The 24,060-nt window shown below is 68.7% G+C and carries 23 protein-coding genes; 17 read left to right on the top strand and 6 right to left on the bottom strand.

Annotation, left to right across the window (positions count from 1 at the left end; all coding sequences use genetic code 11):
- Positions 1-177: 177 nt before the first annotated feature.
- The 4 genes from ACTJLF_RS01450 (at position 178) to ACTJLF_RS01435 (ending at position 5,053) form a co-directional block, all read left to right on the top strand.
- Complete coding sequence (locus ACTJLF_RS01450) at positions 178-1,170, top strand: AraC family transcriptional regulator (RefSeq protein WP_019652750.1); 993 nt, start codon at positions 178-180, stop codon at positions 1,168-1,170.
- 27 nt (positions 1,171-1,197) lie between these two features.
- Positions 1,198-2,127, top strand: coding sequence for a cation diffusion facilitator family transporter (locus ACTJLF_RS01445; RefSeq protein ID WP_440882364.1), 930 nt, complete (start codon positions 1,198-1,200; stop codon positions 2,125-2,127).
- A gap of 125 nt (positions 2,128-2,252) precedes the next feature.
- Positions 2,253-3,485: an SAM-dependent methyltransferase gene (locus tag ACTJLF_RS01440; RefSeq protein WP_019652748.1), complete on the top strand. Its 1,233-nt coding sequence runs from the start codon at positions 2,253-2,255 to the stop codon at positions 3,483-3,485.
- Between the two features lie 74 nt (positions 3,486-3,559).
- On the top strand, positions 3,560-5,053 hold the full coding sequence (locus ACTJLF_RS01435; RefSeq protein WP_440882363.1) for an MFS transporter: 1,494 nt from the start codon (positions 3,560-3,562) through the stop codon (positions 5,051-5,053).
- 6 nt (positions 5,054-5,059) lie between these two features.
- Here ACTJLF_RS01435 and ACTJLF_RS01430 read toward each other — a convergent pair whose 3' ends face one another.
- Complete coding sequence (locus tag ACTJLF_RS01430; RefSeq protein ID WP_019652746.1) at positions 5,060-5,488, bottom strand: GNAT family N-acetyltransferase; 429 nt, start codon at positions 5,486-5,488, stop codon at positions 5,060-5,062.
- A gap of 137 nt (positions 5,489-5,625) precedes the next feature.
- Between ACTJLF_RS01430 and ACTJLF_RS01425 the strand changes: the two genes are divergently transcribed.
- From ACTJLF_RS01425 to ACTJLF_RS01415, 3 genes are read left to right on the top strand one after another with little or no spacing between them, the layout of a single operon-like run.
- Entirely contained in the window at positions 5,626-7,245 is a 1,620-nt protein-coding gene (locus ACTJLF_RS01425) for an FAD-dependent oxidoreductase (protein ID WP_440882362.1), read from the top strand.
- The gene (locus tag ACTJLF_RS01420) at positions 7,242-7,571 is read left to right on the top strand and encodes a 4Fe-4S binding protein (protein WP_440882361.1); all 330 of its coding nucleotides are present in this window, start codon (positions 7,242-7,244) and stop codon (positions 7,569-7,571) included. Before ACTJLF_RS01425 ends, ACTJLF_RS01420 begins: the two co-directional genes overlap by 4 nt.
- 34 nt (positions 7,572-7,605) lie before the next feature.
- The gene (locus ACTJLF_RS01415) at positions 7,606-8,595 is read left to right on the top strand and encodes an ABC transporter substrate-binding protein (RefSeq protein ID WP_440882360.1); all 990 of its coding nucleotides are present in this window, start codon (positions 7,606-7,608) and stop codon (positions 8,593-8,595) included.
- A gap of 18 nt (positions 8,596-8,613) precedes the next feature.
- On the opposite strand, the gene ACTJLF_RS01410 is transcribed toward ACTJLF_RS01415, so the two are convergent.
- From ACTJLF_RS01410 to ACTJLF_RS01395, 4 genes are read right to left on the bottom strand one after another with little or no spacing between them, the layout of a single operon-like run.
- A complete protein-coding gene (locus tag ACTJLF_RS01410) occupies positions 8,614-9,489 on the bottom strand; it encodes a substrate-binding periplasmic protein (RefSeq protein ID WP_440882359.1) in 876 nt (291 codons plus the stop codon).
- Complete coding sequence (locus tag ACTJLF_RS01405) at positions 9,482-10,309, bottom strand: ABC transporter permease (protein ID WP_354415127.1); 828 nt, start codon at positions 10,307-10,309, stop codon at positions 9,482-9,484. Before ACTJLF_RS01405 ends, ACTJLF_RS01410 begins: the two co-directional genes overlap by 8 nt.
- Positions 10,306-11,115, bottom strand: a complete 810-nt coding sequence (locus ACTJLF_RS01400; protein WP_440882358.1) for an ABC transporter ATP-binding protein — start codon at positions 11,113-11,115, stop codon at positions 10,306-10,308. The genes ACTJLF_RS01405 and ACTJLF_RS01400 overlap by 4 nt, the downstream gene beginning before the upstream one ends.
- A 14-nt stretch (positions 11,116-11,129) precedes the next feature.
- Positions 11,130-12,185, bottom strand: coding sequence for an ABC transporter substrate-binding protein (locus ACTJLF_RS01395; protein ID WP_440882357.1), 1,056 nt, complete (start codon positions 12,183-12,185; stop codon positions 11,130-11,132).
- A 242-nt stretch (positions 12,186-12,427) separates the two neighbouring features.
- Between ACTJLF_RS01395 and mgrA the strand changes: the two genes are divergently transcribed.
- The 10 genes from mgrA to ACTJLF_RS01345 all read left to right on the top strand — a co-directional run bounded on the left by mgrA (position 12,428) and on the right by ACTJLF_RS01345 (position 22,162).
- Positions 12,428-13,468 carry an L-glyceraldehyde 3-phosphate reductase gene (gene mgrA / locus ACTJLF_RS01390; protein WP_440882356.1) on the top strand — a complete coding sequence of 347 codons (1,041 nt, stop codon included), beginning with the start codon at positions 12,428-12,430 and terminating at the stop codon, positions 13,466-13,468.
- A 118-nt stretch (positions 13,469-13,586) separates the two neighbouring features.
- Positions 13,587-13,784, top strand: a complete 198-nt coding sequence (locus tag ACTJLF_RS01385) for a hypothetical protein (RefSeq protein WP_019652737.1) — start codon at positions 13,587-13,589, stop codon at positions 13,782-13,784.
- Positions 13,785-13,822: 38 nt separating this feature from the next.
- Positions 13,823-14,347 (top strand): AAA family ATPase, encoded by a 525-nt coding sequence (locus ACTJLF_RS01380; protein ID WP_440882355.1) that lies wholly within the window; start codon positions 13,823-13,825, stop codon positions 14,345-14,347.
- 104 nt (positions 14,348-14,451) lie between these two features.
- A complete protein-coding gene (locus tag ACTJLF_RS01375; protein ID WP_440882354.1) occupies positions 14,452-15,465 on the top strand; it encodes an LLM class flavin-dependent oxidoreductase in 1,014 nt (337 codons plus the stop codon).
- 58 nt (positions 15,466-15,523) lie between these two features.
- Entirely contained in the window at positions 15,524-16,879 is a 1,356-nt protein-coding gene (locus ACTJLF_RS01370; RefSeq protein WP_145759293.1) for an LLM class flavin-dependent oxidoreductase, read from the top strand.
- Positions 16,879-17,421 carry a GNAT family N-acetyltransferase gene (locus ACTJLF_RS01365; RefSeq protein ID WP_440882353.1) on the top strand — a complete coding sequence of 181 codons (543 nt, stop codon included), beginning with the start codon at positions 16,879-16,881 and terminating at the stop codon, positions 17,419-17,421. The genes ACTJLF_RS01370 and ACTJLF_RS01365 overlap by 1 nt, the downstream gene beginning before the upstream one ends.
- Entirely contained in the window at positions 17,418-19,241 is a 1,824-nt protein-coding gene (locus ACTJLF_RS01360) for an amino acid ABC transporter permease/ATP-binding protein (protein WP_440882352.1), read from the top strand. The genes ACTJLF_RS01365 and ACTJLF_RS01360 overlap by 4 nt, the downstream gene beginning before the upstream one ends.
- Positions 19,242-19,276: 35 nt before the next feature.
- A complete protein-coding gene (locus tag ACTJLF_RS01355) occupies positions 19,277-20,197 on the top strand; it encodes an ABC transporter substrate-binding protein (RefSeq protein WP_132750971.1) in 921 nt (306 codons plus the stop codon).
- A 10-nt stretch (positions 20,198-20,207) separates the two neighbouring features.
- Positions 20,208-21,146: an ABC transporter substrate-binding protein gene (locus tag ACTJLF_RS01350; RefSeq protein ID WP_132750972.1), complete on the top strand. Its 939-nt coding sequence runs from the start codon at positions 20,208-20,210 to the stop codon at positions 21,144-21,146.
- Positions 21,143-22,162: an LLM class flavin-dependent oxidoreductase gene (locus tag ACTJLF_RS01345; protein WP_440882351.1), complete on the top strand. Its 1,020-nt coding sequence runs from the start codon at positions 21,143-21,145 to the stop codon at positions 22,160-22,162. The genes ACTJLF_RS01350 and ACTJLF_RS01345 overlap by 4 nt, the downstream gene beginning before the upstream one ends.
- Positions 22,163-22,293: 131 nt before the next feature.
- Here ACTJLF_RS01345 and ACTJLF_RS01340 read toward each other — a convergent pair whose 3' ends face one another.
- Entirely contained in the window at positions 22,294-23,946 is a 1,653-nt protein-coding gene (locus ACTJLF_RS01340) for an ankyrin repeat domain-containing protein (protein ID WP_440882350.1), read from the bottom strand.
- Positions 23,947-24,060 lie beyond the last annotated feature (114 nt).

Raw genomic sequence — 24,060 nt, 5'->3', positions numbered from 1 at the left:
CCCGCCGGCTTCCGTTCCCCGGCGAGCGCGTTCCTGCAAAGTATTTGCCTGATTCTCCAGACCTCCCGCGCGGGGCGTGCGAAGCGGCGGGAGGAGCGCTAAGCTTCCGATCGCTCATTCCTCCAGGGGCCGTCCGGTCGTTTCCGCGGCTCCCCATCGCGACAAGGCTCCAGAAACATGTCCGACGAAACACCCGAAATCGCCGCCGCCATCGCCCAGCCGATGCCGCTCGACCCCGAACTCGAAGAAGCCCGCAAGCAGCTCGTGGCGCTCATCGAGCACATCACGCAGGGGCAGGAAGGCACCGTCGTCACCGCCGTCCCCGGCCTGCAGGTGTTCTGCATCCGCAAGCCCGAAGGGCCCAAGCACGGCTTCGCGTCCCCCGCTTTGGGGCTGATCGCGCAGGGCTCCAAGCGCATCATCGTGGGCGACGACATCTACGTGTACGACCCCATGCACTACCTCGTGACCTCCGTCGACCTGCCCGTGTGCGGCCAGGTGTGCGTCAAGAGCGAGGACGAGCCCTACCTGGGCGTGCGGCTCGAGCTGGCCCTCGACGAGATCGGCGACCTCATCGGCGACGAGAAGCTGCCGGCCAAGGCCAACGCGCCGGCCTCGCGCGGCATGTACGTCAACCGCATCGCCATGCCGGTGCTGGAGCCGGTGCTGCGCCTGCTGCGGCTGCTCGATACGCCGGAAGACGTGCCCATCGTCGCGCCGCTGATCAAGCGCGAGATCATGTATCGCCTGCTGGTCAACGGCGAGGGCGCCCGGCTGCGGCAGATCGCCCTGCAGGACAGCCACACGCAGCGCATCACCAAGGCCATCAGCGCGCTGCGCATGAACTATGCCCAGTCGCTGCGGGTGGAAGACATGGCGCGCGCGGTGCACATGAGCGTGTCGTCGTTCCACCACCACTTCAAGGCGGTGACCGCGATGAGCCCGCTGCAGTACCAGAAGCAGCTGCGTCTGCAGGAGGCGCGCCGGCAGATGCTGATCGCAGGCGCCGACGTGGCGAGCGCCGCGCACAGCGTGGGCTACGAGAGCACCTCGCAGTTCGCCCGCGAGTACGGCCGCATGTTCGGCGCGCCCCCGCTGCGCGACAAGCGCCGCTGGCTGGGCGAGGCGGGCAACGACGCGATGGGCGCCGCCTCCATGGAGGCGGCGTGAGCCTGCCGGCACGCGGAGCTGCGCCGCGTGGCTGAATCGAAGATCGCCATCTACGGCGCCATCGGCGCCAACGTGGCGATCGCGGCCACCAAGTTCGTCGTCGCGGGCATCACCGGCAGCTCGGCGATGCTGTCGGAAGGCGTGCATTCGGCGGTCGACACCTTCAACGGCGTGCTGCTGCTGGTGGGCCTGCACCTGAGCAAGCGGCCCGCGACGGCGGAGCACCCGTTCGGGCACGGCAAGGAGCTCTACTTCTGGAGCCTGATCGTCGCGGTGCTGATCTTCGGCCTGGGCGGAGGCGTGTCGTTCTTCGAGGGCGTGCAGCACATCCGCCAGCCGGAGCCGATGCGCGATCCGTTCTGGAACTACGTCGTGCTGGCCGCGGCGGCGCTCTTCGAGGGCACGAGCTTCCTGATCGCGCTGCGGCAGTTTCGCGCGCAGGCACGCGGATTGCCCTTCTGGCAGGCGCTCGACCGCAGCAAGGACCCGACCACCTACACCGTGCTGGCCGAGGATTCCGCCGCGCTGGTGGGCCTGGCGGTCGCCGCGCTCGGCATCTACCTGAGCCATGCGCTGGACATGCCCGAACTCGACGGCGTGGCCTCGGTGATCATCGGCGTGCTGCTGGCGGGCGTGGCGGTGGTGCTGGTCGCGCAGGCGCGCGGGCTGCTGATCGGCGAGGGCATCCGCCCCGAGACCGCCCGTGCCATCCGCGCGATGGCCATGGAGCAGGAATGCGTGGAGGAGGTGGGGCGCATCCTCTCGATGTACATCGGTCCCGACGAGGTGCTCGTGGTCGTCGACGTCAACTTCAAGGACGACACGCCCACCGGCGAGGCGGCCGATGCCATCGCGGCCATCGAGAAGCAGGCGCGTGCGCGTTTCCCGATGATCAGGCGGATCTTCATCGAGGCGAGCGAGGCACCCGCTCCGGCCAGGACCAGCGACGCCTTGTAGCACTTGCCGCGATTTCTTGCGTCGTCCCGGCCATGCAGGCTTCGCGAAACTTCGCTATCGTTTTGCCCGCTGCAGCAACCCGCCCGCCCCTTCGGGCGGGAGAACTCGACAACACGGAGAAATGCATGCTTTGGGAAAAGAAGCTGGCGCAGTGGAGCGCCGCGGTCCGCGAGCGCGCCAACCTGCCGGCGCGGCTAACCCTGTGGGATGGCCAGTCCTTCGATTTCGGCACCTTCAGCGGACCCGCCGTCACGCTGCACGTGAAGTCGCCAGCCGCGCTGTCGCTGATGCTGCAGCCCACGCTCGACAACCTGGGCGAGGCCTACGTCAAGAGCAAGATCGACATCGAGGGCAAGCTCAGCGACGTGATCGACATCGCCTACGGCCTGGCCAGGACATCGATCGACAAGCCGGGCGGCGCGCTGCAGAACATGGCGCGCTACTTCACGCACACCAAGTCCTCGGACAAGAAGTCCATCCAGTACCACTACGACGTTTCCAACGAGTTCTACCAGCTGTGGCTCGACCCGAACATGGTGTACTCGTGCGCCTACTTCGAGAACGGCGATGAAGACCTTGCCACCGCGCAACTCAAGAAGATCGACCACATCCTCACCAAGATCGAGCTGAAGCCGGGCCAGACCCTGCTCGACATCGGCTGCGGCTGGGGCGCGCTGGTGATCCGCGCGGCGCAGAAGTTCGGCGCGCGCTGCGTGGGCGTGACGCTGTCGCAGAACCAGTTCGACCTCGCGACCGAGCGCGTGAAGGCCGCCGGTTTGGAAGACCGCATCGAGATCCGCCTGCAGGACTACCGCGACGTGACCGGCCAGTTCGACCGCATCACCAGCGTCGGCATGTTCGAGCACGTGGGCCGCAAGAACCTGCCCGACTACTTCAGGCGCGTGCAGCAGCTGCTGGCCGACGACGGCGTGGTGATGAACCACGGCATCACCTCGTCCGACCCCGAAGGGGGCGGCGTGTCGTACGGCGGCGGCGACTTCATCGACCGCTACGTGTTCCCCAACGGCGAGCTGCCGCACATCAGCCTCGCGCTGCAGGCCATGCAGCAGGGCGGGCTCGAGGCCTTCGACGTGGAGAACCTGCGCCGCCACTACGCGCAGACGCTGCGCTTCTGGAGCGACGCCTACGAGGCCAACAGCGAGAAGGCGCGCGCCCTGGTCGACGAGGAGAAGTTCCGCATCTGGCGCGTGTACCTCGCGGGCTGCGCCTATGCCTTCGAGAACGACGACGTGGCGATCTACCAGGTCGTCGGGCGCAAGGCGGGCAGGCCGGCGAAGACGCTGCCCTGGTCGCGCCGCTACATCTACGACGGCACTTCGGCGCTGAACGCCGGCTGAGCTCGCTCGGGCTCGGGCGCCCGAGAGCCCGAGCCAGCGACAGGGGCTCATGGCGTCTATAGCATGCACGGCTCATGACCTCCACGACCCCCAGAACAACAAGCCGCCCACTGGTCATCGCCTCGATCATGGCCTCCATGGCGATGGTGGCCATAGAAGCCACCATCGTCTCCACCGTGATGCCGCAGATCGCCTCCGAGCTGGGCGGTCTGCATCTCTACAGCTGGGTGTTCGCCTCCTTCCTGCTGGCTCAGACCGCGATGACGGTGGTGTTCGGCAAGCTCTCCGACCTCTACGGCCGCAAGCCCATCATGTTCGTGGGCATCGCGGTCTTCGTCATCGGCTCGGTGCTCGCGGGCTTCTCGTGGTCGATGCCGGCCATGATCTGCTTCCGGCTCATACAGGGCATCGGCGCGGGCGCGATCCAGCCGGTGGCGCTCACCATCGTGGGCGATCTCTATCCGGTGCGCGAGCGCGGCAAGGTGCAGGGCTGGCTCGCGAGCGTGTGGGCGGTGTCGGCGGTGCTGGGGCCGATGATCGGCGCACTCATCGTGCAGAAGCTCTCGTGGGCGTGGATCTTCTGGGTCAACGTGCCGATCGGCCTCGCGGCGGCGGCGGGATTCTGGTTCTTTCTGCACGAAGCGCCCACGGTGCGGCGCTCTTCCATCGACATCGTGGGCGCCGTGCTCTTCACCATCGGCATCGCGGCGTTGATGATCGCGCTCACCGAATTCGGCGTGGGCAACTCGGGCGTGGCGCTCGCGTGGGCCGGGTTGTTCGCCGTCACGCTGGTGCTGTTCATCGCGCAGGAGCGCCGCGCGGCCGACCCGATGGTGTCGCTGCGCCTGTGGGGCGCGCGGATGATAGCCATCGTCAACGGCGCGGCCATGCTCGCCGGCATGGTGCTGATCGGCATCACCACCTTCCTGCCGATGTACGTGCAGGTGGTGCTGGAGCGCTCCTCGGTCACGGCCGGCCTCACGCTCACGATGGTCATGCTGGGCTGGCCCATCGGCGCGACGCTGACATCGCGCACCTTCCACCGCATCGGCCTGTGGCGCATGGTGGTGACCGGCGCGGCGCTGATTCCGGTGGGCGCCTCGACCTTCGTGCTGCTGGGCTCGGGCAGCTCTCCCGTGCTTCCCGCGATCGGCTCCTTCGTCATCGGACTGGGCATGGGCGTGATGAGCCTGAGCTCGCTCATCCTCATCCAGGAGGGCGTCGATCTCGCGCAGCGCGGCATCGCCACCGCATCGAACGTGTTCTCGCGCAACCTCGGCAGTGCGCTGGGCGCTGCCTTCTTCGGCGCGGTCTTCAACTTCGGGCTCACGCACGGTGACGGTCGGCCGATGTTCTCCGACGAGCAGCTGCGCATGCTGCTGCAGGGCGTGCACGGCTCCGTCGCGGGCGATTCGGCTATCCGCCTGGCGCTGGGTGGATCGCTGCACCTCACCTTCGTGATGATGCTGGTCGTGAGCCTCGGCGTGATCGCGCTGGCCTTGCTGCTGCCCAGGGAAGGGCTGGTGGAGAGCAGGGCGGTGGCAGCCGGGGAGGCTGCGCCGAAGTAGCCCGCCTCAGGGCGCCTGCAGCGCTTTCTTCATGTACGCGAGATAGAAGCCGGGCGCGTAGTCGTCGATGCGCCCGTATTCCTCGTAGCCCTGCTTCAGGTAGAAGCCGCGTGCCTGCCACTCGAAGGTGGACAGCTTCGCGTTCCTGGCGCCGAGCGTGATGGCCTGCCGCTCGGCTTCGGCCAGCAGGCGGCTGCCGAGGCCTGCGCCCCGGGCATCTTCCTCCACGAAGAGCACTTCGACATCGAGCCAGTACAGGAACACGAAGCCGCGCAGACCGCCGAGCAGACGGCCGTTCTCGTCCCTCGCATCGAGCCGGATGTATTCCTGCCTCGGGTATTCGCCGACGAAGCCGTAGTTGTAGCGGCGCAGCTTGAGGCCCAGTTCGCCGGAGCGCAACTGTTCCTCGGTAGGGGGCGACAGGGTGATGTTCATTCTGGTGCTGCCTCGATCCTGGGGAGGCGGCATTCTGCCCGCACGCGCGGACCGCATATCGATCCGCGCTTTCCTTCTTTGTGCGCTTCGGCAGCCGTTGATACGGTCTCGCTCTTTGCATTGCGAGGCGATCGACCATGGGCGCGAGGGATTTCGAGCGGCATCTTCTTTCGGGAGCGGACGGCTCCGCGCGGCATGAGGCCGATGTCCTGGTGATCGGCGGCGGGCCGGCCGGTGCATGGGCTGCCGTGAGCGCAGCCGCGCAAGGGGCGCGCGTGCTGCTCGCCGACAAGGGCTTCTGCGGCACGTCGGGCGCGACGGCGCCTTCGGGCACGGGGCTCTGGCACGTGTCGCCCGAAGGCAAGGCGCGCGAGGAGGCCAAGGCCAGCCGCCTGGCGATGGGTGGCCACCTGGCCGAGCACGCCTGGATGGACCGCGTGCTGGAGCAGACCTGGGAGAACGTCGAGCGGCTCAAGGACTGGGGCTACCCCTTTCCCGCCGACGATCAGGGCGCGCTGCGCTGCACCTCGCTGCAGGGTCCCGAATACATGCGGCTGATGCGCAAGCGGGTGAAGGAATCCGGCGCGCGCATCCTCGACCACAGCCCCGCGCTCGAACTGCTGGTGGACGAGCACGGCACCGTCTGCGGCGCCACCGGCGTCAACCGCCAGACGGGCGAGAGCTGGGTGGCGCGCACCGGTGCTGTGGTCATCGCCACCGGCGGCTGCGCCTTCCTGAGCCGCGCGCTCGGCTGCAACGTCCTCACGGGCGACGGCCAGCTGATGGCGGCGGAGGTGGGCGCGGCGCTCTCGGGCATGGAGTTCTCGAACGCCTACGGGCTCGGACCGGCGTTCTCGTCGGTGACCAAGTCGCTGTTCTACAACTGGGCGACCTTCTACACGGCCGACGGCGTGGCCATCGATGGCGCGGGCTCCTCGAAGGGGCGGGGCGTGATCGCGCAGACGCTGCAGTCGCAGCCGGTCTTCGCATGCCTCGACCGCGCCGATGCGCAGATCCGCGCGTGGATGCGCACCGCGCAGCCCAACTTCTTCGTTTCCTTCGACCGGCAGGGCATCGACCCCTTTACGCAGCACTTTCCCGTGACGCTGCGGCTCGAAGGCACCGTGCGCGGCACGGGCGGCCTGCACCTGGTGGACGACAGCTGCGCCACCTCGGTGCCGGGCCTGTACGCCGCAGGCGACGCCGCGACGCGCGAGCTGATCTGCGGCGGCTTCACCGGCGGCGGCAGCCACAACGCGGCCTGGGCGCTGTCTTCCGGCTTCTGGGCCGGCGCAGGCGCGGCGGCCTTCGGGCGCGATGCGCGCGCCAGGTCGCAGCGCACCGCACTGCGCGCGGGCGGCGTGGCGCTTTCGACGCGCGGTGCGACGGCCTTCGACAGCCAGGAAGTCGTTCGCGCGGTGCAGGCCGAGGTCTTTCCGTACGAGCGCAACTGGTTCCGCGAAGGCGATGCGCTGCGCGATTCGCTCTCGCGGCTCGATGCCTTGTGGGAGCGCCTGCGCACCAGCGCGCCGGCCGCCACTGCTACCGAGGCGGTGCGCGCACGCGAAGCGGCGGCCATGCTCGCCACCTCGCGCTGGATGTATCGCAGCGCGCTGCAGCGCACCGAAACGCGCGGCATGCACCGCCGGCGCGAGCACGGCACGCTCGATCCGTCGCAGCGGCACCGGCTGCTCAGCGGCGGGCTCGACGAGGTCTGGGTGCAGAAGCACGCAGTGAATGAAGGGGTGGACGCATGATCGAAGTCATCAGCGCCGAGCGCTGCACCGCCTGCAACATCTGCGTGAACGCCTGCCCGACGAACGTCTTCGAGGCCGTGCCGGGCGCAGCGCCGCGCATCGCCCGGCAGGACGACTGCCAGACGTGCTTCATGTGCGAGCTGTACTGCCCGGAAGACGCGCTCTACGTCGCACCGATCGCGGACCGCAGCGCCACCGCCGAGGAGCGCGATGCCGCGGCGGTGGCCCTCATGGGCAGTTACCGCAGCGCCGTCGGCTGGGGCCGCGGCCGCCAATCGACTGCGTCTGCCGATGCGAGCTTCGAGCTGCTGCGGCGCGCGCACTGAGCCGCCTTTTCTTTCTTCTCAACTGAGCTTCTCGATGTCCGATCTTCCAAGCCGCCGCCGGTTGCTGCGCGGCGCCGTCGCCGCAACTGCCGCAGCCGCCGCGAGCGCGTTGCCCGTCTTCTCCATTGCCCAGCAGCAGGGCAGCAGCCAGGTGCTGCGCCTGGGCTACATCGGCCCCGGCAAGAAGCCCGCCAACGCCACCGGCTGGGCGCTGCGGCAGGGGCACCTGCTGCGCGAGCTGGCGCCGCTGGGCTTCAAGGAAATCACGACGCGCAACTTCCCGAATGGGCCCGACCTCAACGAAGCGTTTCTCTCCGGCGCGCTCGACGTCGGCATCTACGGCGACACGCCCGCCGTGGTGGCGCGCTCGCGCGGTCTCGACGGGCAGCTCATCGGCTTCGACGCGGTCGGCATGAACGTGTGGCTGCTCACGCCGCGCAATGGCGTGCGCAGCGTGAAGGAACTCGAGGGCCAGTCCATCGGCGTGGCGCGCGGCTCCTACATGCACCGCTACGTGCTGGGCCTGCTGAAGGAGAACGGCCTGCAGAAGTCGGTCAAGGTGATCCACATGTTCCCGCGCGACGGCGAGGCGGCGCTCGACCAGGGCTCGATCGCGGCGTTCGCGGCGCAGATCGACGTGGGGCCACTGCTGGCCTCGCGCGGCTATCCGGTGATCGACGAGGCGGAGAAGCACCCGACGCTGCGTGGCACCTCGGTGATCGTCGCCTCGGGCAAGCTTCTGGCCGCTGCGCCGGGCCTGCCCGCCGCATGGACGCGCGCACGGCGCACCGCGCTGCAGGAGATCCATCGCAACAGCGCCGACTACTACGCCTTCCATTCGGAGGTGAGCGGCTTTCCGCTGGAGATCGTGAAGGTCTCGCACCCGCTGTCGCACTTCCCCGAGGCTGCGTATCCGCCCGAAGGGCTGGCGCTGCTCGACGAGGTGAAGAAGTTTCTGCTGGCCGAGAACCTCGTGAACCGCGACTTCGCGCTGTCCGAGTGGCGCGCTACGCAGCAGGCCTGAAGCGCGCCGCGGCGCTGCTCAGGAATGGCAGACGAGGCCGTCCTTGAGCAGCGTGATCTCGAACTGCAGGTTGCCCGCACGTGCGCCGCGCGCCTTTGCCAGCGTGCCGTCCGCGCGCCATTGGCGCAGCGCGGCGGCGAGGTAGTCGCGAGACGCCTCGTCGCCCTGCGGCAGGCGGATGGCGGCGTCCGAAGGCGGGCGCAGGCCGCTTGCCAGCGGCTTGTAGAAGCGCCATTCCTCGTTCTTCAGCAGCCGCTGAAGCACTTCCTCGTCTTCGGCCAGCGCCGTGCACTCGCCCGCCATGAAGGCCGACACCGCATGCACGGACGAGGGGTAGCTGCGCGGCTGCGCGCCGTAGCGCAGCGACACCGCGCCGGCATAGCCCGAGCCTTCGCCCACGCAGACCGAGGCGCCGCGCAGCGAGTCGGCATCCTGCACGCGGCCCTTGCGCAGCGCGACCACGAGGCCGCTGCCGGTGTCGTAGCTGCCGGGTGCCGCGTCGATGCCCTTGGGTGCGGCCGTTGCCGGAACACCTGCCACCAGCAGGTCGACGCGGCCTTCGCGCAAGGCCGCCTCCTGGGTGGCGGTGTCCAGCCCGACCAGCTCGAGCTTGACGCCGAGCGAGCGTGCGAGCTCGCGCGCCAGCGTGGCGTCGAAGCCGTCGGGTTCGGGCGGCGTGGGTGCTTCTGGAGGGGCCGGGCGGGGATAGCGGCGCACGCCCACGACGAGCGTGCCGCGCTCGATGGCCCTGGCGAGCACCGGCCCCTTGGGCAGTTCGCTCAGCCGGCTGCCCGAGGCCCACGAAGCGCCCAGGCCCGCCAGCGCGGCAGCCGCGGCGAGCGAGGCGCCCGCCAACGCGAACCTGCGGGGGCGCGTGGAAATGGCTTCACTCATCGAGGCTCAGCCCCCGCCGCCAGCGCAGCAGCCGCCGCTCCAGCAGCGCAAGAAGGTAGTTGAGCAGCAGCCCGAGCGTCGCCAGCAGCAGGATGCCCGCATACATGGTCGGTATCTGGAAGGTCTCCTGCGAGTTCAGCGTGAGAAAGCCCAGCCCGGAATGCGCACCGATCATCTCGGCCGCCACCAGCGCCGTGATGCTGTAGGCGCCCGCCAGCCGAACGCCGGTGAAGATCGAAGGCAGCGAAGCCGGCAGCACCACCTTGAAGAAGACGAAGCGGCGCGAGGCGCCCATCGACAGCGCCGAGTTCACCAGCAGCCGGTCGACCTGCTTCACGCCGCCCACCGTGCTCAGCAGCACCGGCCAGAACGAAGCCCAGAAGATGATCGCCACCTTCGACAGCTCCCCGATGCCCAGGAACAGGATGAACACCGGGAACAGCGCGAAGGCCGATGTCTGGCGGAACAGCTGCAGCACCGGATCGACGATGGCCGCGAGCCTCCTGAAGCCGCCCACGAGCAGACCCAGCACCACGCCCGCGACGCTCGCGAGCACCAGTCCCCAGAGCGAACGCTGCAGGCTGGCGGCGACATGCTTCCAGAGCTGGCCGTTCTCCAGCAGCTGCACGATGCTCGCGAGCACGGCCGAAGGCGGGCTCAGGTAGGCGTCGCTCACGATTCCCAGGCGCGGCAGCGCTTCCCACAGCGCGAGGAACAGCACGATGCCGATGCCGCGCTCGGCCACCCGGCCGAGGCTGCGTGCCAGCTTCAGAAGCCGGCTGGGCGACCGCACGACGGGCGCTTCGAGCACCGCGCTCACGACACCACTCCTTCGAGCGACCGGGGCCGCAGGCCGAGCTGCACTTCGTCCTTCAGCACCTCCCAGGCGCGCTGGCGCAGCGCTGCGAACTCGCCCGAGTGGCGCAGCTCCGCCGAGCGCGGGCGCGCGAGAGGGATGTCGATGATGTCCTTGATGCGGCCGGGCCGCTGCGTCATCACCGCCACGCGGTCTGAGAGGTACACGGCTTCCTCCAGGCTGTGCGTGATGAACACGATGGTCTTGCGGTGCTGCTCCCAGATGCGCAGCAGCTCGCCCTGCAGCACCTCGCGCGTCTGCGCATCGAGCGCGGCGAAGGGTTCGTCCATCAGCAGCACGTCGGGCTCGTAGGCCAGCGAGCGCGCGATGGCCACGCGCTGCTTCATGCCGCCGGAGATCTCGTGCGGGTAGCGCTCGCCGAAGCCCTGCAGGCCGACGAGCTCCAGGTATTCCTGCGCCGTGCGGCGGCGCGCGGGCCTGGCCACGCCGCGGATGTCCAGACCCACCGCGATGTTGTCGAGCACCGTCAGCCACGGAAAGAGCGCGTAGCCCTGGAACACCACGCCCTGGTTGCGGTTGATACCCGAAAGCGGCTGGCCATTGATGGCGATGCGCCCGCCGGTGCGCTCGGTGAGCCCGGCCAGGATGCCGAGGAAGGTCGACTTGCCGCAGCCCGAGGGGCCGAGCACCGAGAGGAACTCGCCTTCGCGCACGTCGAGGTCGAAGCCTTCGAGCACGCGCACCCGTTCGCTGGCGCCGCGTGCGGCGTAGTCCATCCGCACGTCGCGGGCGGAGATCTTGATGCTCATCGCTTGGTGCCCGCTCAGGCCTTCGTGGCGAAGGGGTTGAACTCGTTCGTGTACACGTCCTTCACCGACACCTTGCCGGTGGCGAGCTTGCCCTCGGACTGCAGGATGTCGATGTAGTACTGGATCGGCGGCTCGGTCACCACCAGGTCGTCGACGTAGGCGTAGCGGTCGACGTTCTTCAGCTCCATGTTTATGCGCCTGGCCACCAGCTTGCGGGCTTCCTCGGTGTTGGCGTTGACCCAGTTGCCGGCCTTGGCCAGCGCGGTCACCACGTCGCGCACCGCCTCGGGGTGCTGGCGGATGAACTGGCCGTGTGCGCTGTACGGTGCCATGCCGCCCAGGCCGCCGTCGAGGTCGAAGTCGCTCCACAGCCGCACCAGCGAGTCGGCGTTGTCGGCGCGGCCGGAGAAGGGCGCGTGGATGATCGCCAGGTCGGTGTTGCCGGTCACCAGCGTCTGCTCGGCCTGCTCGTCGGGGATGACGACGAAGTTGATCTTGTTGACGTCCACGCCATGCTGGCGCAGGTACTTCTTGGTGACGAACTCGGCGCAGGCGCCGAAGCTGTTGAAGCCGATGGTCTTGCCCTCGAGGTCCTTCGGCGCGCGGATGCCCGAGTCCTTGCGGACGAAGTACTTCATGTGCGGCGCTTCCTGCAGCGTCTTGCCGCCGGCGGCCACCACCTTGAGGTCGGCACCCGAGGCGATGGCCGAGATCACCAGCGGCACCATGCGGCTGCCGAAGTCGATCTCGCCCGTGCCCACCAGCGGAATGATCTGCGGCGCGGCGATCTTGCCGACGTAGTCGGGCCGGGTGTTGGTGCCCTCGAAGTAGCCGAGCTCGTCGGCTAGGTAGATCAGGTCGAAGGAGGGGTTGTTCGGGTACTTGAACGCGACCTTGTCGCCGGTCTTCTTCACCACCGCCGGAGCACTGCCGGCGGATGCGGTCCTGCCTTCGTCGCGCGAGCAGCCCGCGAGCAGCAATCCGCCGAGGCCGCTGGCGGCGCCGAGCGAAGCGAAGGTCTTGAGCGCGCGGCGGCGCGAGGAAAGGGCGGGAGTGGACGGGTTGGACATGGCGGCGCGCCCCGGGGTCGGGGCCGGTCTGGGAAGTTGGCTAGGCGCCGATGCTAGGAAGCGGCGCGCACGCCTCCAACGAAGAAATCCGCGCATGCATATGCGGCGACGGATAAGTGCGACAGCGGCGTGGAAATGCTTGCCCCGCGCGGCAGGCGGGGGCATCCTCGAAAGTTTCCCGCGATCTCCTTTCGTTCGGTCGCCCTTTCTTCCTTCTTCCATCGCCAGGACCAGACACACCCATGACCTACCACGCCGAACCCAAGCGCTACGACGCCATTCCCTACCGCCGCGTCGGCCGCAGCGGGCTGGTGCTGCCCGCCATCTCGCTCGGGCTGTGGCACAACTTCGGGGACACCACCTCCATCGCCACGCAGCGCCAGCTGCTGCGCACCGCCTTCGACCTGGGCATCAACCACTTCGACCTGGCCAACAACTACGGCCCGCCCTACGGCAGCGCCGAGACCAACTTCGGCCGCCTGCTGCGCGAAGACTTCAAGCCCTACCGCGACGAGCTCATCATCTCCAGCAAGGCAGGCTGGGACATGTGGCCGGGCCCCTACGGCAAGGGCGGCGGCTCGCGCAAATACGTGCTCGCCAGCCTCGACCAGAGCCTGCAGCGCCTGGGACTGGACTACGTCGACATCTTCTACTCGCACCGCTTCGACCCCGAGACGCCGCTGGAGGAAACGGCTTCCGCGCTGGCCCAGGCGGTGCAGCAGGGCAAGGCGCTGTATATCGGCATTTCGTCTTACTCCGCCGGCAAGACGCGCGAGATCGCCGCGCTGCTGCGCGAGTGGAAGGTGCCGCTGCTCATCCACCAGCCGGCCTACAACCTGTTCAACCGCTGGATCGAGAAGGACCTGCTGAACGCAACGGAAGAACTCGGCGCGGGCGTCATCGCCTTCACGCCGCTGGCGCAGGGCCTCCTGACCGACAAGTACCTCAGCGGCATCCCGGCCGACTCCCGCATCAACCGGCCCGGCGGCGGCTCGCTCAAGCAGGAGCACCTGTCGGAGGCCAACGTCGAACGTGCTCGCGCGCTCAACGAGATCGCACGGCGCCGCGGCCAGTCGCTGGCACAGCTCGCGCTGACCTGGACGCTGCGCGATCCGCGCGTGAGCTCGGCGCTGATCGGCGCGAGCCGGCCCGAGCAGATCGTCGACAACGTGGCGGCGCTCGCACATGCGCCGCTGAGCGCGGAGGAACTGGCGGAGATCGACAAGTACGCGGTGGAGGGCGGCGTGAACCTCTGGGAGAAGCCCTCGACGGACTTCGCCTGAGCCGCTTCTCTTCTTTGTCTTCTCAGGGACCGCATCAGGTAACTCGGAATCCGTCTTTGGCAAAGGCGGGTGCGCTTTGCAGAATCGGCGCAAGCATTCGTTCGATTCATTGATTGCCATGCAATTGCGCACCCATTACGTCTCCCCGGCCGCCCAGGCGCGCCATGTCCTGGCCCTCACCGCGAAAGCCTGGCATGTGCCACCGGCTTCGCCGCACGCGCTGGCGCGCCGCGCACCGCACGGCTACGTGCCTGTGCGCGCGCTTCGGCGCCTGCATGCGGCCGCCATGTTGAGCCTGCTGCCCCATTCGTGGTGAACTCGGCGCCAGGACATTGAACCTGGAGATGACCGAGCATGCTGATCGTTCTGGGTGGGCTGCCCGGCAGCGGCAAGACCACCATCGCCCGCGAGATCACCGCGCTGCTGCCTTGCGCGTACCTGCGCATCGATGCCATCGAGCAGGCGCTGCGCTCTGCCGGCGCACCCGGTGGCATATCCGACGGAACATCCACCGGTGAGATCGGCCCGGCCGGCTACATCGTGGCCTATGCGCTGGCTGGCTCCAATCTTTCCCTGGGCCAGGCGGTTCTGGCCGACTGCGTGAACCCCTTGCCCGTCACGCGCGAGGCCTGGCGGGCCGTCGCGGCGCGGGCTTCTTCACCCATCGTCGAAGTCGAGGTCGTGTGTTCCGACGCTGCAGAGCACAGGCGCCGCGTCGAGCAGCGGCGCGTCGACATACCCGGCCTCGTGCCACCCACGTGGGAGTCCGTGCAGCGGCACGACTACGAGCCGTGGAGCACGCCGCGCATCGTCATCGACACCGCCGCAATGAGCGCGCGAGAGGCTGCGCAGGCCATTCTTTCCCACACGAGACACTGAGCATCCAGCAGATATCGATATAGGAATTCAGCGCAAGCGGTGCGCGCAATGCCCCAGAGAATTCGCAGCAATTCTTCATCAAGGGGCGTCAGCCACCGCACACCGTGTCCTACTCGCTGTCCCTGCTCGACAAGAGCCTGATCCCGGAAGGCGCCGACGCCGCACAGGCGTTCCAGCACACCATCGCGCTCGCGCAGGCGGCCGAGCGGCTGGGCTACCGGCGCTACTGGCTCGCCGAACATCACGGCAACAGGAACTACGCAGGTTCGGCGCCCGAGGTGCTGGCAGCGCACCTGCTGGCAAAGACTTCGCGCATCCGCGTGGGCACCGGCGGCGTCATGCTCCAGCACTACAGCCCCTTCAAGGTGGCCGAGGTGTTCCGCGTGCTGGCCTCGCTGGCGCCGGGCCGCGTGGACATCGGCATCGGCAAGGCGCCCGGCGGCCTGCCGCTGACGAGCAAGGCGCTGCAGTGGCTGCACGATCCGGCCAGGAGCAGGAGCGAGGACTTCGGCGTGCGCCTGTCGGAGCTCGATGCCTTCCTGGACGACGGCGTCGCCTCCGGCCATGCGCTCGCCGGCGCTGTGGCCACGCCCAATCCGCCGCAACTGCCGCAGCGCGTGCTGCTGGGCGGCAGCCCCGAGAGCGCGGTGCTTGCCGCGCGCCTGGGCTGGCAGTTCACCTATGCAGGGCACTTCAATAGCGACCCCGTGAACCTTGCCCGATCGGTCGAGGCCTACCGCGCGGAAACGGGGCGGGCACCCCTACTGGCGCTCTTCGCCTTCGCGGCAGAGACGAGCGAGAAGGCCGCCGAGCTCGTGGGCGCGCTGCGCAGCTTCCGCGTGCACCTGCCCACCGGCCAGAGCGTGAACCTGCCAAGCCTCGAAGCAGCCGCCGAGTTCGCACGGCAGGCGGGCGTGAGCGACTACCGGACCGAGGAGCGCCGCCCGCATGTGATCGCCGGCACCGGCGAAGAAGTGCGCGATGCGCTCGATGCATTGAGCGCGCAGTACGGCATCGAGGAGTTCGTCATCGACATCCCCGTGGCCGGCTTCGCGGAGCGCCGTGCGTCGGTCGAACTGCTCGCCGCGGCGCGCGAGGCCGTGCCTGTCGCAGCCTGAGCCCTTCCTTCCTTCCTTCCTTCTTCCCATTGCGAACCCCTCGAAGCGAGCCATCGTCATGAGCAACGACAACAGCAACAAGAGCATCCGGTTCGGCGTCATGCTGCAGGGCGCCGGCAGCCACATGAACTCCTGGAAGCATCCGGGCGGGCCGGCCGATGCCAGCGTCAACCTCGGTTTCTTCGTGCGCACCGCGCAGAAGGCCGAGGCTGCCGGCATCGCCTTCGCGTTCGTGGCCGATGGGCTCTACATCAACGAGAAGTCGATCCCGCACTTCCTCAACCGCTTCGAGCCGATCTCGATCCTGTCGGCGCTCGCCACGGTGACCTCGAAGATCGGCCTCGCCGGCACCGTCTCCAGCTCCTACAGCGACCCGTTCACGGTGGCGCGTCAGTTCGCCTCGCTCGACCTCATCAGCGGCGGGCGCGCGGGCTGGAACGTGGTGACCACGCCGCTGGAAGGCAGCGCGAAGAACTACAGCCGCGCACACCCCGAGCACGCCTTGCGCTATGAAATCGCCGACGAGTACCTCGCGGTGACGCAGGGGCTGTGGGACAGCTGGGACGACGACGCCTTCGTGCGCGACCGCGAGAGCGGCCGCTTCTTCGATGGCGGCAAGCTCCACACGCTGAACCACAAGGGCCGCTTCTTCGAGGTGTCGGGGCCGCTGAACATCCAGCGCTCGCCGCAGGGCCAGCCGGTGATCTTCCAGGCCGGCTCGTCCGACGCGGGCATCGGGCTGGCCGGCAAGTACGCCGACGCCGTGTTCACCCATTCGCCCTCGCTGGAGGACACGCGCAGCTTCCTGCGGCAGGTGAAGGCCAGCGCAGTCGCGCAGGGCCGGCAGGCCGGCGACGTGAAGATCTTCCCTGGCATCGGCCCCGTGGTCGCCGCCACCGAGGAAGAGGCCGAAGCCAAGTACCGCGCCATCCGCGAGCTGCTGACGGTGGAGGAAGCCCTGGCCTACCTGGGACGCTTCTTCGACCACCACGACTTCAGCCAGTACCCGCTGGACGCACCGTTCCCCGAACTGGGCGAACTGGGCCGCAACAGCTTCCGCTCGACCACCGACCGCATCAAGGCCAACGCCAGGGCCAAGGGCCAGACGCTGCGCGAAGTGGCGCTCGAAGTGGCCACGCCCCGCACGCAGTTCGTGGGCACCGGCGAGCGCATCGCCGACGAGATCATCCGCTGGGTGGACGAGGGCGCGGCCGACGGCTTCATCCTCGGCTTCCCGGTGCTGGGGCAGGGGCTGGACGACTTCATCGAGTTCGTGATCCCGGCGCTGGAGGCGCGCGGGCGCTACCAGCGAGAGCTTCCCGGGCAGACGCTGCGCGACCACCTGGGCCTGCCGCGCAAGGCGAGCCGCTACGCGGCGCAGGAAATCGCGCCCGCCGTGCAGAAGGCCGCGTGATGAGCGAACAGTTCGTCTACACCACGCCGCTCGATCCGCGCGCGAAGCCGCTGATCGAAGGACTGACCTTCGAGTACGACAGCCGCTACGGCGACGTGATGCGCGAGCCGGGCCAGCCGCGCGAGATGGAGCGCTACCCAGCCGAGGTCTTCACACCGGCACATGGCGGCAACTTCGTGCTGCTGCTGCGCGACGGCGTGGCCATCGGCGGCGGCGCCTTCATGCGCCACGACGAGCGCACCGCCGAACTCAAGCGCGTGTGGACGCATGCCGATCTGCGCAGGCAAGGGCTGGCCAGCAAGGTGCTAGCCGAACTGGAGGCGGAGGTGCAGCGGCAGGGCTACGAGCGCATCTACCTGACGACCGGCTTTCGCCAGCCCGAGGCCGTGGGCCTGTACCTGGGCCATGGATACACGGCGCTCTTCGGTCCGCCCATCGATCCGGAGACGCCGCGCAAGCTGCCTTTCGAGAAATACCTGGACACCGGGCGGCGGCACGCCCCTTCGGCTCCCGGGCAACTGGTCGGAGCGGCGCAGCGATGAACACCACCGTCCTCGACGCGGCCGCCGAGCCGATGAACCCCGCGCCGGTGCGCGCACCGCAGCCGCAGCGTTCGCCGGTTCCCGCCGCGGCCCCGGCCAACGGCGACTACTCGCACTTCCGCATCGTGCCGGCGCGCTACCCGGCGCGCACCGTTGGCACCATCTTCGCCGTGCTGGTGATCGGCATCGTGCTGCACTCGACGCTCACCAACCCGCGCTGGGGCTGGGGCGTGTTCGCGCAGTGGTTCTTCGCCGAGCCGGTGCTGCAGGGCCTGGGCCGCACGCTTCTGCTGACGGCGCTGGGTGCGCTGCTGGGCTTCTTCTTCGGCACCGCGCTGGCGCTTGCGCGGGTGTCGCGTTCGCCTCTGCTGGCGCGGCTCGCGTGGGTGTTCACCTGGCTCTTCCGCTCGGTGCCGGTGATCGTGCTGCTGCTGATCATCAACAACCTGGGCTACCTCTACGAGACGGTGACGCTGGGCATCCCCGGCACCGATGTCACCTTCTTCTCGTACCCGACCACGCAGCTCATCAGCCCCTTCGTGGCGGCGCTGCTGGGACTCACGCTGAACCAGGCGGCCTTCGCCTCGGAGATCGTGCGCGGCGGCATTCTTTCGGTAGAGCAGGGGCAGCTGGAGGCGGCTGCGGCGCTGGGCCTGTCGCGCGGGCGGCAGTCGTTCCGCATCGTGCTGCCGCAGGCGATGCGCACCATTCTGCCCACGGCCTTCAACGACATCATCGGGCTCGCCAAGGGCACCTCGAACCTCTACATCCTGGCGCTGCCGGAGCTGTTCTACACGATCCAGATCATCTACAGGCGCAACCTGGAAGTGATTCCGCTACTGATGGTGGCGACCGTGTGGTACCTCATCATCCTCACGGTGCTGTCGGTGGTGCAGCACTACGTGGAGCGGCATTTCTCGCGCGGTGCGCTGCGCAACCCGCCGAGTTCGCGGCTCGCCCGCGTGGCCAGCAGGCTGTGGCGCTCGAAGCCGGCACCCGTGGCAGAGCCCGCCGCCGTCGTGCCCGCACAGGTCCCGCGCTGGACCGACCCGCTCACGCAGGGCGGCGAGGTCAGGATCCACGGCGTGTCGAAGAGCTTCGGCGCGCTCAAGGTGCTCGACGATGTCACGCTGACGGTGGGGCGGGGCAGCGTGACTGTGATCCTCGGCCAGTCGGGCTCGGGCAAGTCGACGCTGCTGCGCGCCATCAACCACCTGGAGCGCGTGGACGACGGTTTCATCTCCATCGACGGCGAACTCATCGGCTACCGGCGCGATGCCGACACACTCTACGAGCTGCGTGAGCGCGACATCCTGAAGCGCCGCGTCGACGTGGGCATGGTGTTCCAGAACTTCAACCTGTTCCCGCACCTGACGGTGCTGGAGAACATCGTCGAGGCGCCGATCTCCGTGCGCGGCCTCTCGCGGCCCGAAGCCGAGGCGCTCGCTTCCGAGCTGCTGGTGCGCGTGGGCCTGGGCGACAAGACGCACGCCTATCCGCGCCAGCTCTCCGGCGGCCAGCAGCAGCGCGTGGCCATCGCCCGCGCGCTGGCGCTCAAGCCCAAGGTGCTGCTGTTCGACGAGCCCACCTCGGCGCTCGACCCCGAGCTGGTGGGCGAGGTGCTGGCCGTCATCAAGGAGCTGGCGCGCTCGGGCACCACGCTGCTCATCGTCACGCACGAGATCGGCTTCGCACGCGAGGTGGCCGACAACATCGTCTTCATGGAGCGCGGCCGCATCCTGGAAACCGGATCGCCCGACAAGGTGTTCAACGCGCCGGAGCATCCGCGCACGGCCGAGTTCCTGGCCAAGGTTCTCTGACCTTCTTCCTTCCCGACTTCATTTCATCGACCTTCATGATCCATCGACGAAACATCCTGTCCGTTGTCCTTGCCGCGCTGCTGGCACCGCTGGCCGCATCGGCCCAGCCCGCTCCTGACCTGAGCCCCGAGCAGCCGGGCCGCCCGCGCGCGCAGAAGATCGACGAGGCCGTCCGGCTCGCGAAGGACTTCAGGTTCCAGAAGGAAGGCGTGCTCGTCGTCGGCACCACCACCGGCCGCCTGCCGTTCGCGGCCTACGCCACCGACACCAAGACACCCGTGGGCAACGCGCCCGACATCGCACAGCTGGTGGCCGACAGCCTCGGGCGCAAGCTGGAGCTGGTCTCCACCGCCTGGGCCGACTGGCCGCTGGGCCTGCAGTCGGGCAAGTTCGACCTGGTGGTCTCGAACGTGACCGTGACCGAGGAGCGCAAGGAGAAGTTCGACTTCTCGACCTATCGCAACGACCAGCTCGGCATCTACGTGAAATCCGACAGCAAGCTCGGCGCCATCAAGGAGCCGAAGGACATCGCGGGGCTGAAGGTGATCGTGTCCGCCAGCACCAACCAGGAGCAGATCCTGCTGCGCTGGAACAAGCAGAACGTGGCCGCCGGCCTGAAGCCGGTCGAGATCCAGTACTACGACGACGATGTGGTGCAGCGCCTGGCGCTGCAGTCGGGCCGTGCCGACGCCTACCTGGGGCCGAACGCCATCGCCGCCTACGAGGCGCGCGACGGCAAGACCAGGCTCGCGGGCCTGTTCTCGGGCGGCTGGCCGCTGAACGCAGAGATCGCCGTCACCTCGCGCAAGGGCTCGGGCATCGCCGAAGCCGTGACGCTGGCTTTGAACACGCAGATCAAGAACGGCAACTATGCCAAGGCGCTGTCGCGCTGGAACCTGGATTCGGAGGCCATTGCGGTCTCGCGCACCAATCCGCCCGGCCTGCCGAAGAACTGAGGCGATGGCCATGAATCTCTTCAAGAAAACCTGGATCGCCCGCGGTCTCGTCGCGCTCATGCTCGTGGCGGGCGCGGCCCATGCCGCCGACAAGTTCGACTTCAGCCCCGAGCAGAAGGGCCGCCTGCGCGGCCAGAAGGACGCCGAGGCGGTCAACGCGATTCCGCCCAGCTTCAAGTTCGTGAAGGAGGGCGTGCTGACCATCGCCATCGCGCCGTTCGCGCCGCCGATCTCGACCTACGCGTCGGACGCGAAGACTGTCGTCGGCTTCGACCCCGACTTCGCGCTGCTCGTCGCCGACGCGCTGGGCCTCAAGCTCGAACTGCAGCCCATCGCCTGGGCCGACTGGCCGCTCGGCCTGAGCTCGGGCAAGTACGACGCCGTGATCTCCAACGTGGGCGTGACCGAGCAGCGCAAGGAAAAATTCGACTTCTCGACCTATCGCCTCGGCCTGCATGGCTTCTACGTGAAGACCGACAGCGCCATCAAGTCGATCAGGGAGCCGAAGGACGTTGCGGGCCTCAAGCTGACGACCGGCGCCGGCACCAACCAGGAGCGCATCCTGCTCGAGTGGAACCGGCAGAACGTGGCGGCGGGGCTGAAACCGGTCGAGATCCAGTACTACGACGACGATGTGACGCGCACGCTGGCGGTGGTCACCAAGCGGGTGGACGCCAATTTCAATCCCAATGCGCCGCAGGCCTACGAGGCCGCGAAGAACGGGCAGATCAGGCTGGTCGGCACCGTCAACGCGGGCTGGCCGCTGAAGTCGGACGTGGCCATCGCCACGCGCAAGGGCAGCGGCCTCGCCGCGGCGCTGACCACCGCCACCAACAACCTGATCCGCAACGGCACCTACGGCCGGGCGCTCGCGCGCTGGAGCCTGACGGAAGAGGCCTTGCCGAAGTCCGAAACCAACCCGCCCGGCCTGCCGAAGTTCGCGCCGTGAGCAGCAGCATTCGCCATCTCGCCTTCCTCACGCCGGGCAACTACGCCGAGGCTGATCCGTTCGCCGGACTGGAGGCCGCCTTGAAGCTCTTCGAGTTCGGCGAGAAGCACGGCTTCGACAGCGCATGGGTGCGGCAGCGCCACCTGGAGCGTGGCGTCTCGTCGGCCGCGACCTTCCTGGCCGCCGCCACGCAGCGCACGCGCCGCATCGAACTGGGCGCGGCGGTGATCCAGATGGGCTACGAGAACCCGTTCCGCCTTGCCGAAGACCTGGCGACGGTCGACGTGCTCTCGCGCGGCAGGCTGCAGGTGGGCCTGAGCGCCGGCGCGCCGCTGCACGGCGCCCTGCTGGGCAACCGCTTCCACGATGCAGCGCCCAACACCGTCGACTACAGCCACAAGCGCGTGGGGCGGCTGAAGGCCAATCTCGAGGACGTGCTGCTCGGCAACGACCAGACTTTTGTGGAATCGGCCGGTGGACGCGTGCGCCCGCGCGTGCAGCCGTACGCGCCGGGTCTCACGGGGCGGCTCTGGTATGGCGGCGGCTCCCTGCGTTCGGCCGAATGGGCCGGGCGCAACGGCTTCAACCTCTTGCTGGGCAACGTGCTCACGGGCGAGAACACCGACGACTTCCTGCAGGCGCAGGTGGGCCTGGTCGAGCGCTACAAGGCCAGCGAGGCTGACAGGGACGCGGGCAGGGGCAGGGTGGCGCTGGGGCGCGTGATCGTGCCGCTCGACGGTGCGGACACCGTCACCCGCAAGCGCTATCGCGAGTTCGCTGCCGGCCGCATCGAGCGCACGCTGGCGCCGCAGGGCGAACGCCGCACGCTGTTCGCGAACGACCTCGTCGGCAGTTCCGACGAGATCCTCGAACGCCTGCGCCGCGACCCGGTGCTGCCGCTGGTGAGCGAGTTGCGGGTGGAGCTGCCCTACAACTTCGGCAGCGAAGACTACGAGCAGATATTGACCGACCTCTCCCGCCGCATCGCGCCGGAACTGGGTTGGCGCGCGGCTTGAATTGCAGGAGGAGAAACGGGGGAAGCAGGAGCAACGACAGGAGTTGAGTTCGAGGTGAGTCGGAGTCGGGTTGCGTTCTTCGCGATTCGACGGACGGCTTTGGGCGGGCCCTCGGGCCCGCTTTTTTTTCGTCAGCCTCGCAGGGCGGATGCGCCGAGCAGGAAATCGGTGACCTCGTCCGAGAACACATAGCGCTGCCCGCCGATGAGCACGCCGTCCGGGCTCTCCGGATCGGGCTGCGCGGTGGGCATGCCGTGGGCCACCAGCGCTTCGGCGCAGCCGAGCCAGTCGCCTTCGCCCTCCGGCTCGTTGCACGAGGCCCAGGAAAGGCCGCCGCAGGCGTTGTCGTCGAAGCCGTGCCGCTCCTGCCAGCTGGCGCCGTGTTCCAGCAGGAAGCGCACGAGACCGGCGTCGCCGCGGAATACGGCCTTGTTCAGCGCCGAGGCGTCCCAGTCGCCGCCGCGCGTGGCGATGGGCCAGCCGAGCCTGACCATCAGCTTCACCGCATCGGCGCAGCCTTGTGCGGCGAGTTCGGGCAGCAGCCGCAGCTGTGCTTGCGAGAGCGAACCGACGATGTCCGGGTGTGCAGCCTGGACGGCGCGGGCCGCGGCCTCGTCGCCTTTTGCGCAGGCGGCGATGAAGGCCTCGTCCACCGGCAGTGCGACGCCGCCTCCCGCTTGCTCCAGGAGGCTGGCGACTTCGGGGAGGCCGAAGCGCAGCGCGGCGACGTAGGCGCTCGTTCCGTCGCGCGTGGTCGCCTTGGGATCGGCTCCTGCCGCGAGCAGTGCCTCGATGTGCGCGGGCGAGCGGCGCCGGCGTATGGCCCACAGCAGCAGGGAGCCCCAGTCGCTGGTGGGCGGGCCAATGGGCGGTTCGTTGGCATCGCCGCCATGCGCGAGCAGCAGGCGCAGCGTGTCGACGTCGTCGAGGTCGAGCACGCGATAGAGCGCGTTCGTTCCCGCGATGCGGGCTCCGGCCTCGAGCAGCAGGCGCGTGCAGGCCGGGGTTTCGAGCGAGTGGTAGAGCGATTCGCCGTCGTCGGGATCGGCGCCCGCATCCAGCAGCAGCCGGGTGAGCGCGGCATCGCGGTTCTGGCCGGCGGCGCCGTAGAGCGCGGACAGCCGCTCGGTTTCGTCGGGCTGGGCGAGCGACGCGGGCGGCCAGCGGTTGCCAACCGATTGATTCGGGTCCGCGCCTGCGTCGAGCAGCAGCTTGGCGCAGTGGCGCAGGCGCTCCTTGTGGTCCGGCAACTGCAGCAGGCCCGAATGTGTGAGTGCCACGAGCGGCGGCAGCGCGAGCGGGCCGCCTGCGCGGTTCACCCAGCCGGGGTCGCGCTCGATGGCCTGGCGGATCAAGGCTTCGTTGCCGACCGCGCAGGCGAGGATCGGGTCATCGCCCGGCAGGCCCGGGCTCTCTTCGAGCAGGCGCAGGGCCAGCGCTGGCCGCGCGCGGTTCGTGCCCCCGGCGATGTCGCCGGCGTAGACGAGGCGCAGCCATTGCAGCACGGCCTTCGCCGGATCGTCCGCATGCGCGCGGCGTGCGAGGACGAAGCCCTGCAGGTCGGCCCAGGACGGGAATCCGTATTCGCGCGCGATGCACGACTGCGCGTCGTGCAGGCGAAGGCCGAGCGCGGCAATCGCCGAATCGCTCTTGCTGGCAGCAGCGGGAAGGGCTTCGCGAAAGCGCGCGGTGGCGGCGGGATCGTTGCTTCGGTAGAGCGCAAGCAGTTCCTTGGCTTGCTTCTTCAGATGGCCCAGGTCGGGCCGGGCGGGCATGCGCTTCATGTGTACCTCCGTGCATCAGACGCCGTCGGCCCGCAAATCCGGCTGCACAAAAGGCGAATGGATCGGCATATAGAGGCAAGTGGGTTCAACCCTTCCCGCGGGCCCGGGCGCGGC

Source organism: Variovorax sp. 22077, assembly GCF_052044195.1.
Taxonomy (GTDB): domain Bacteria; phylum Pseudomonadota; class Gammaproteobacteria; order Burkholderiales; family Burkholderiaceae_C; genus Variovorax; species Variovorax atrisoli.
The sequence above is the reverse complement of the archived record's forward strand: the minus strand, read 5'-3'. Positions and strand labels throughout refer to the sequence as shown.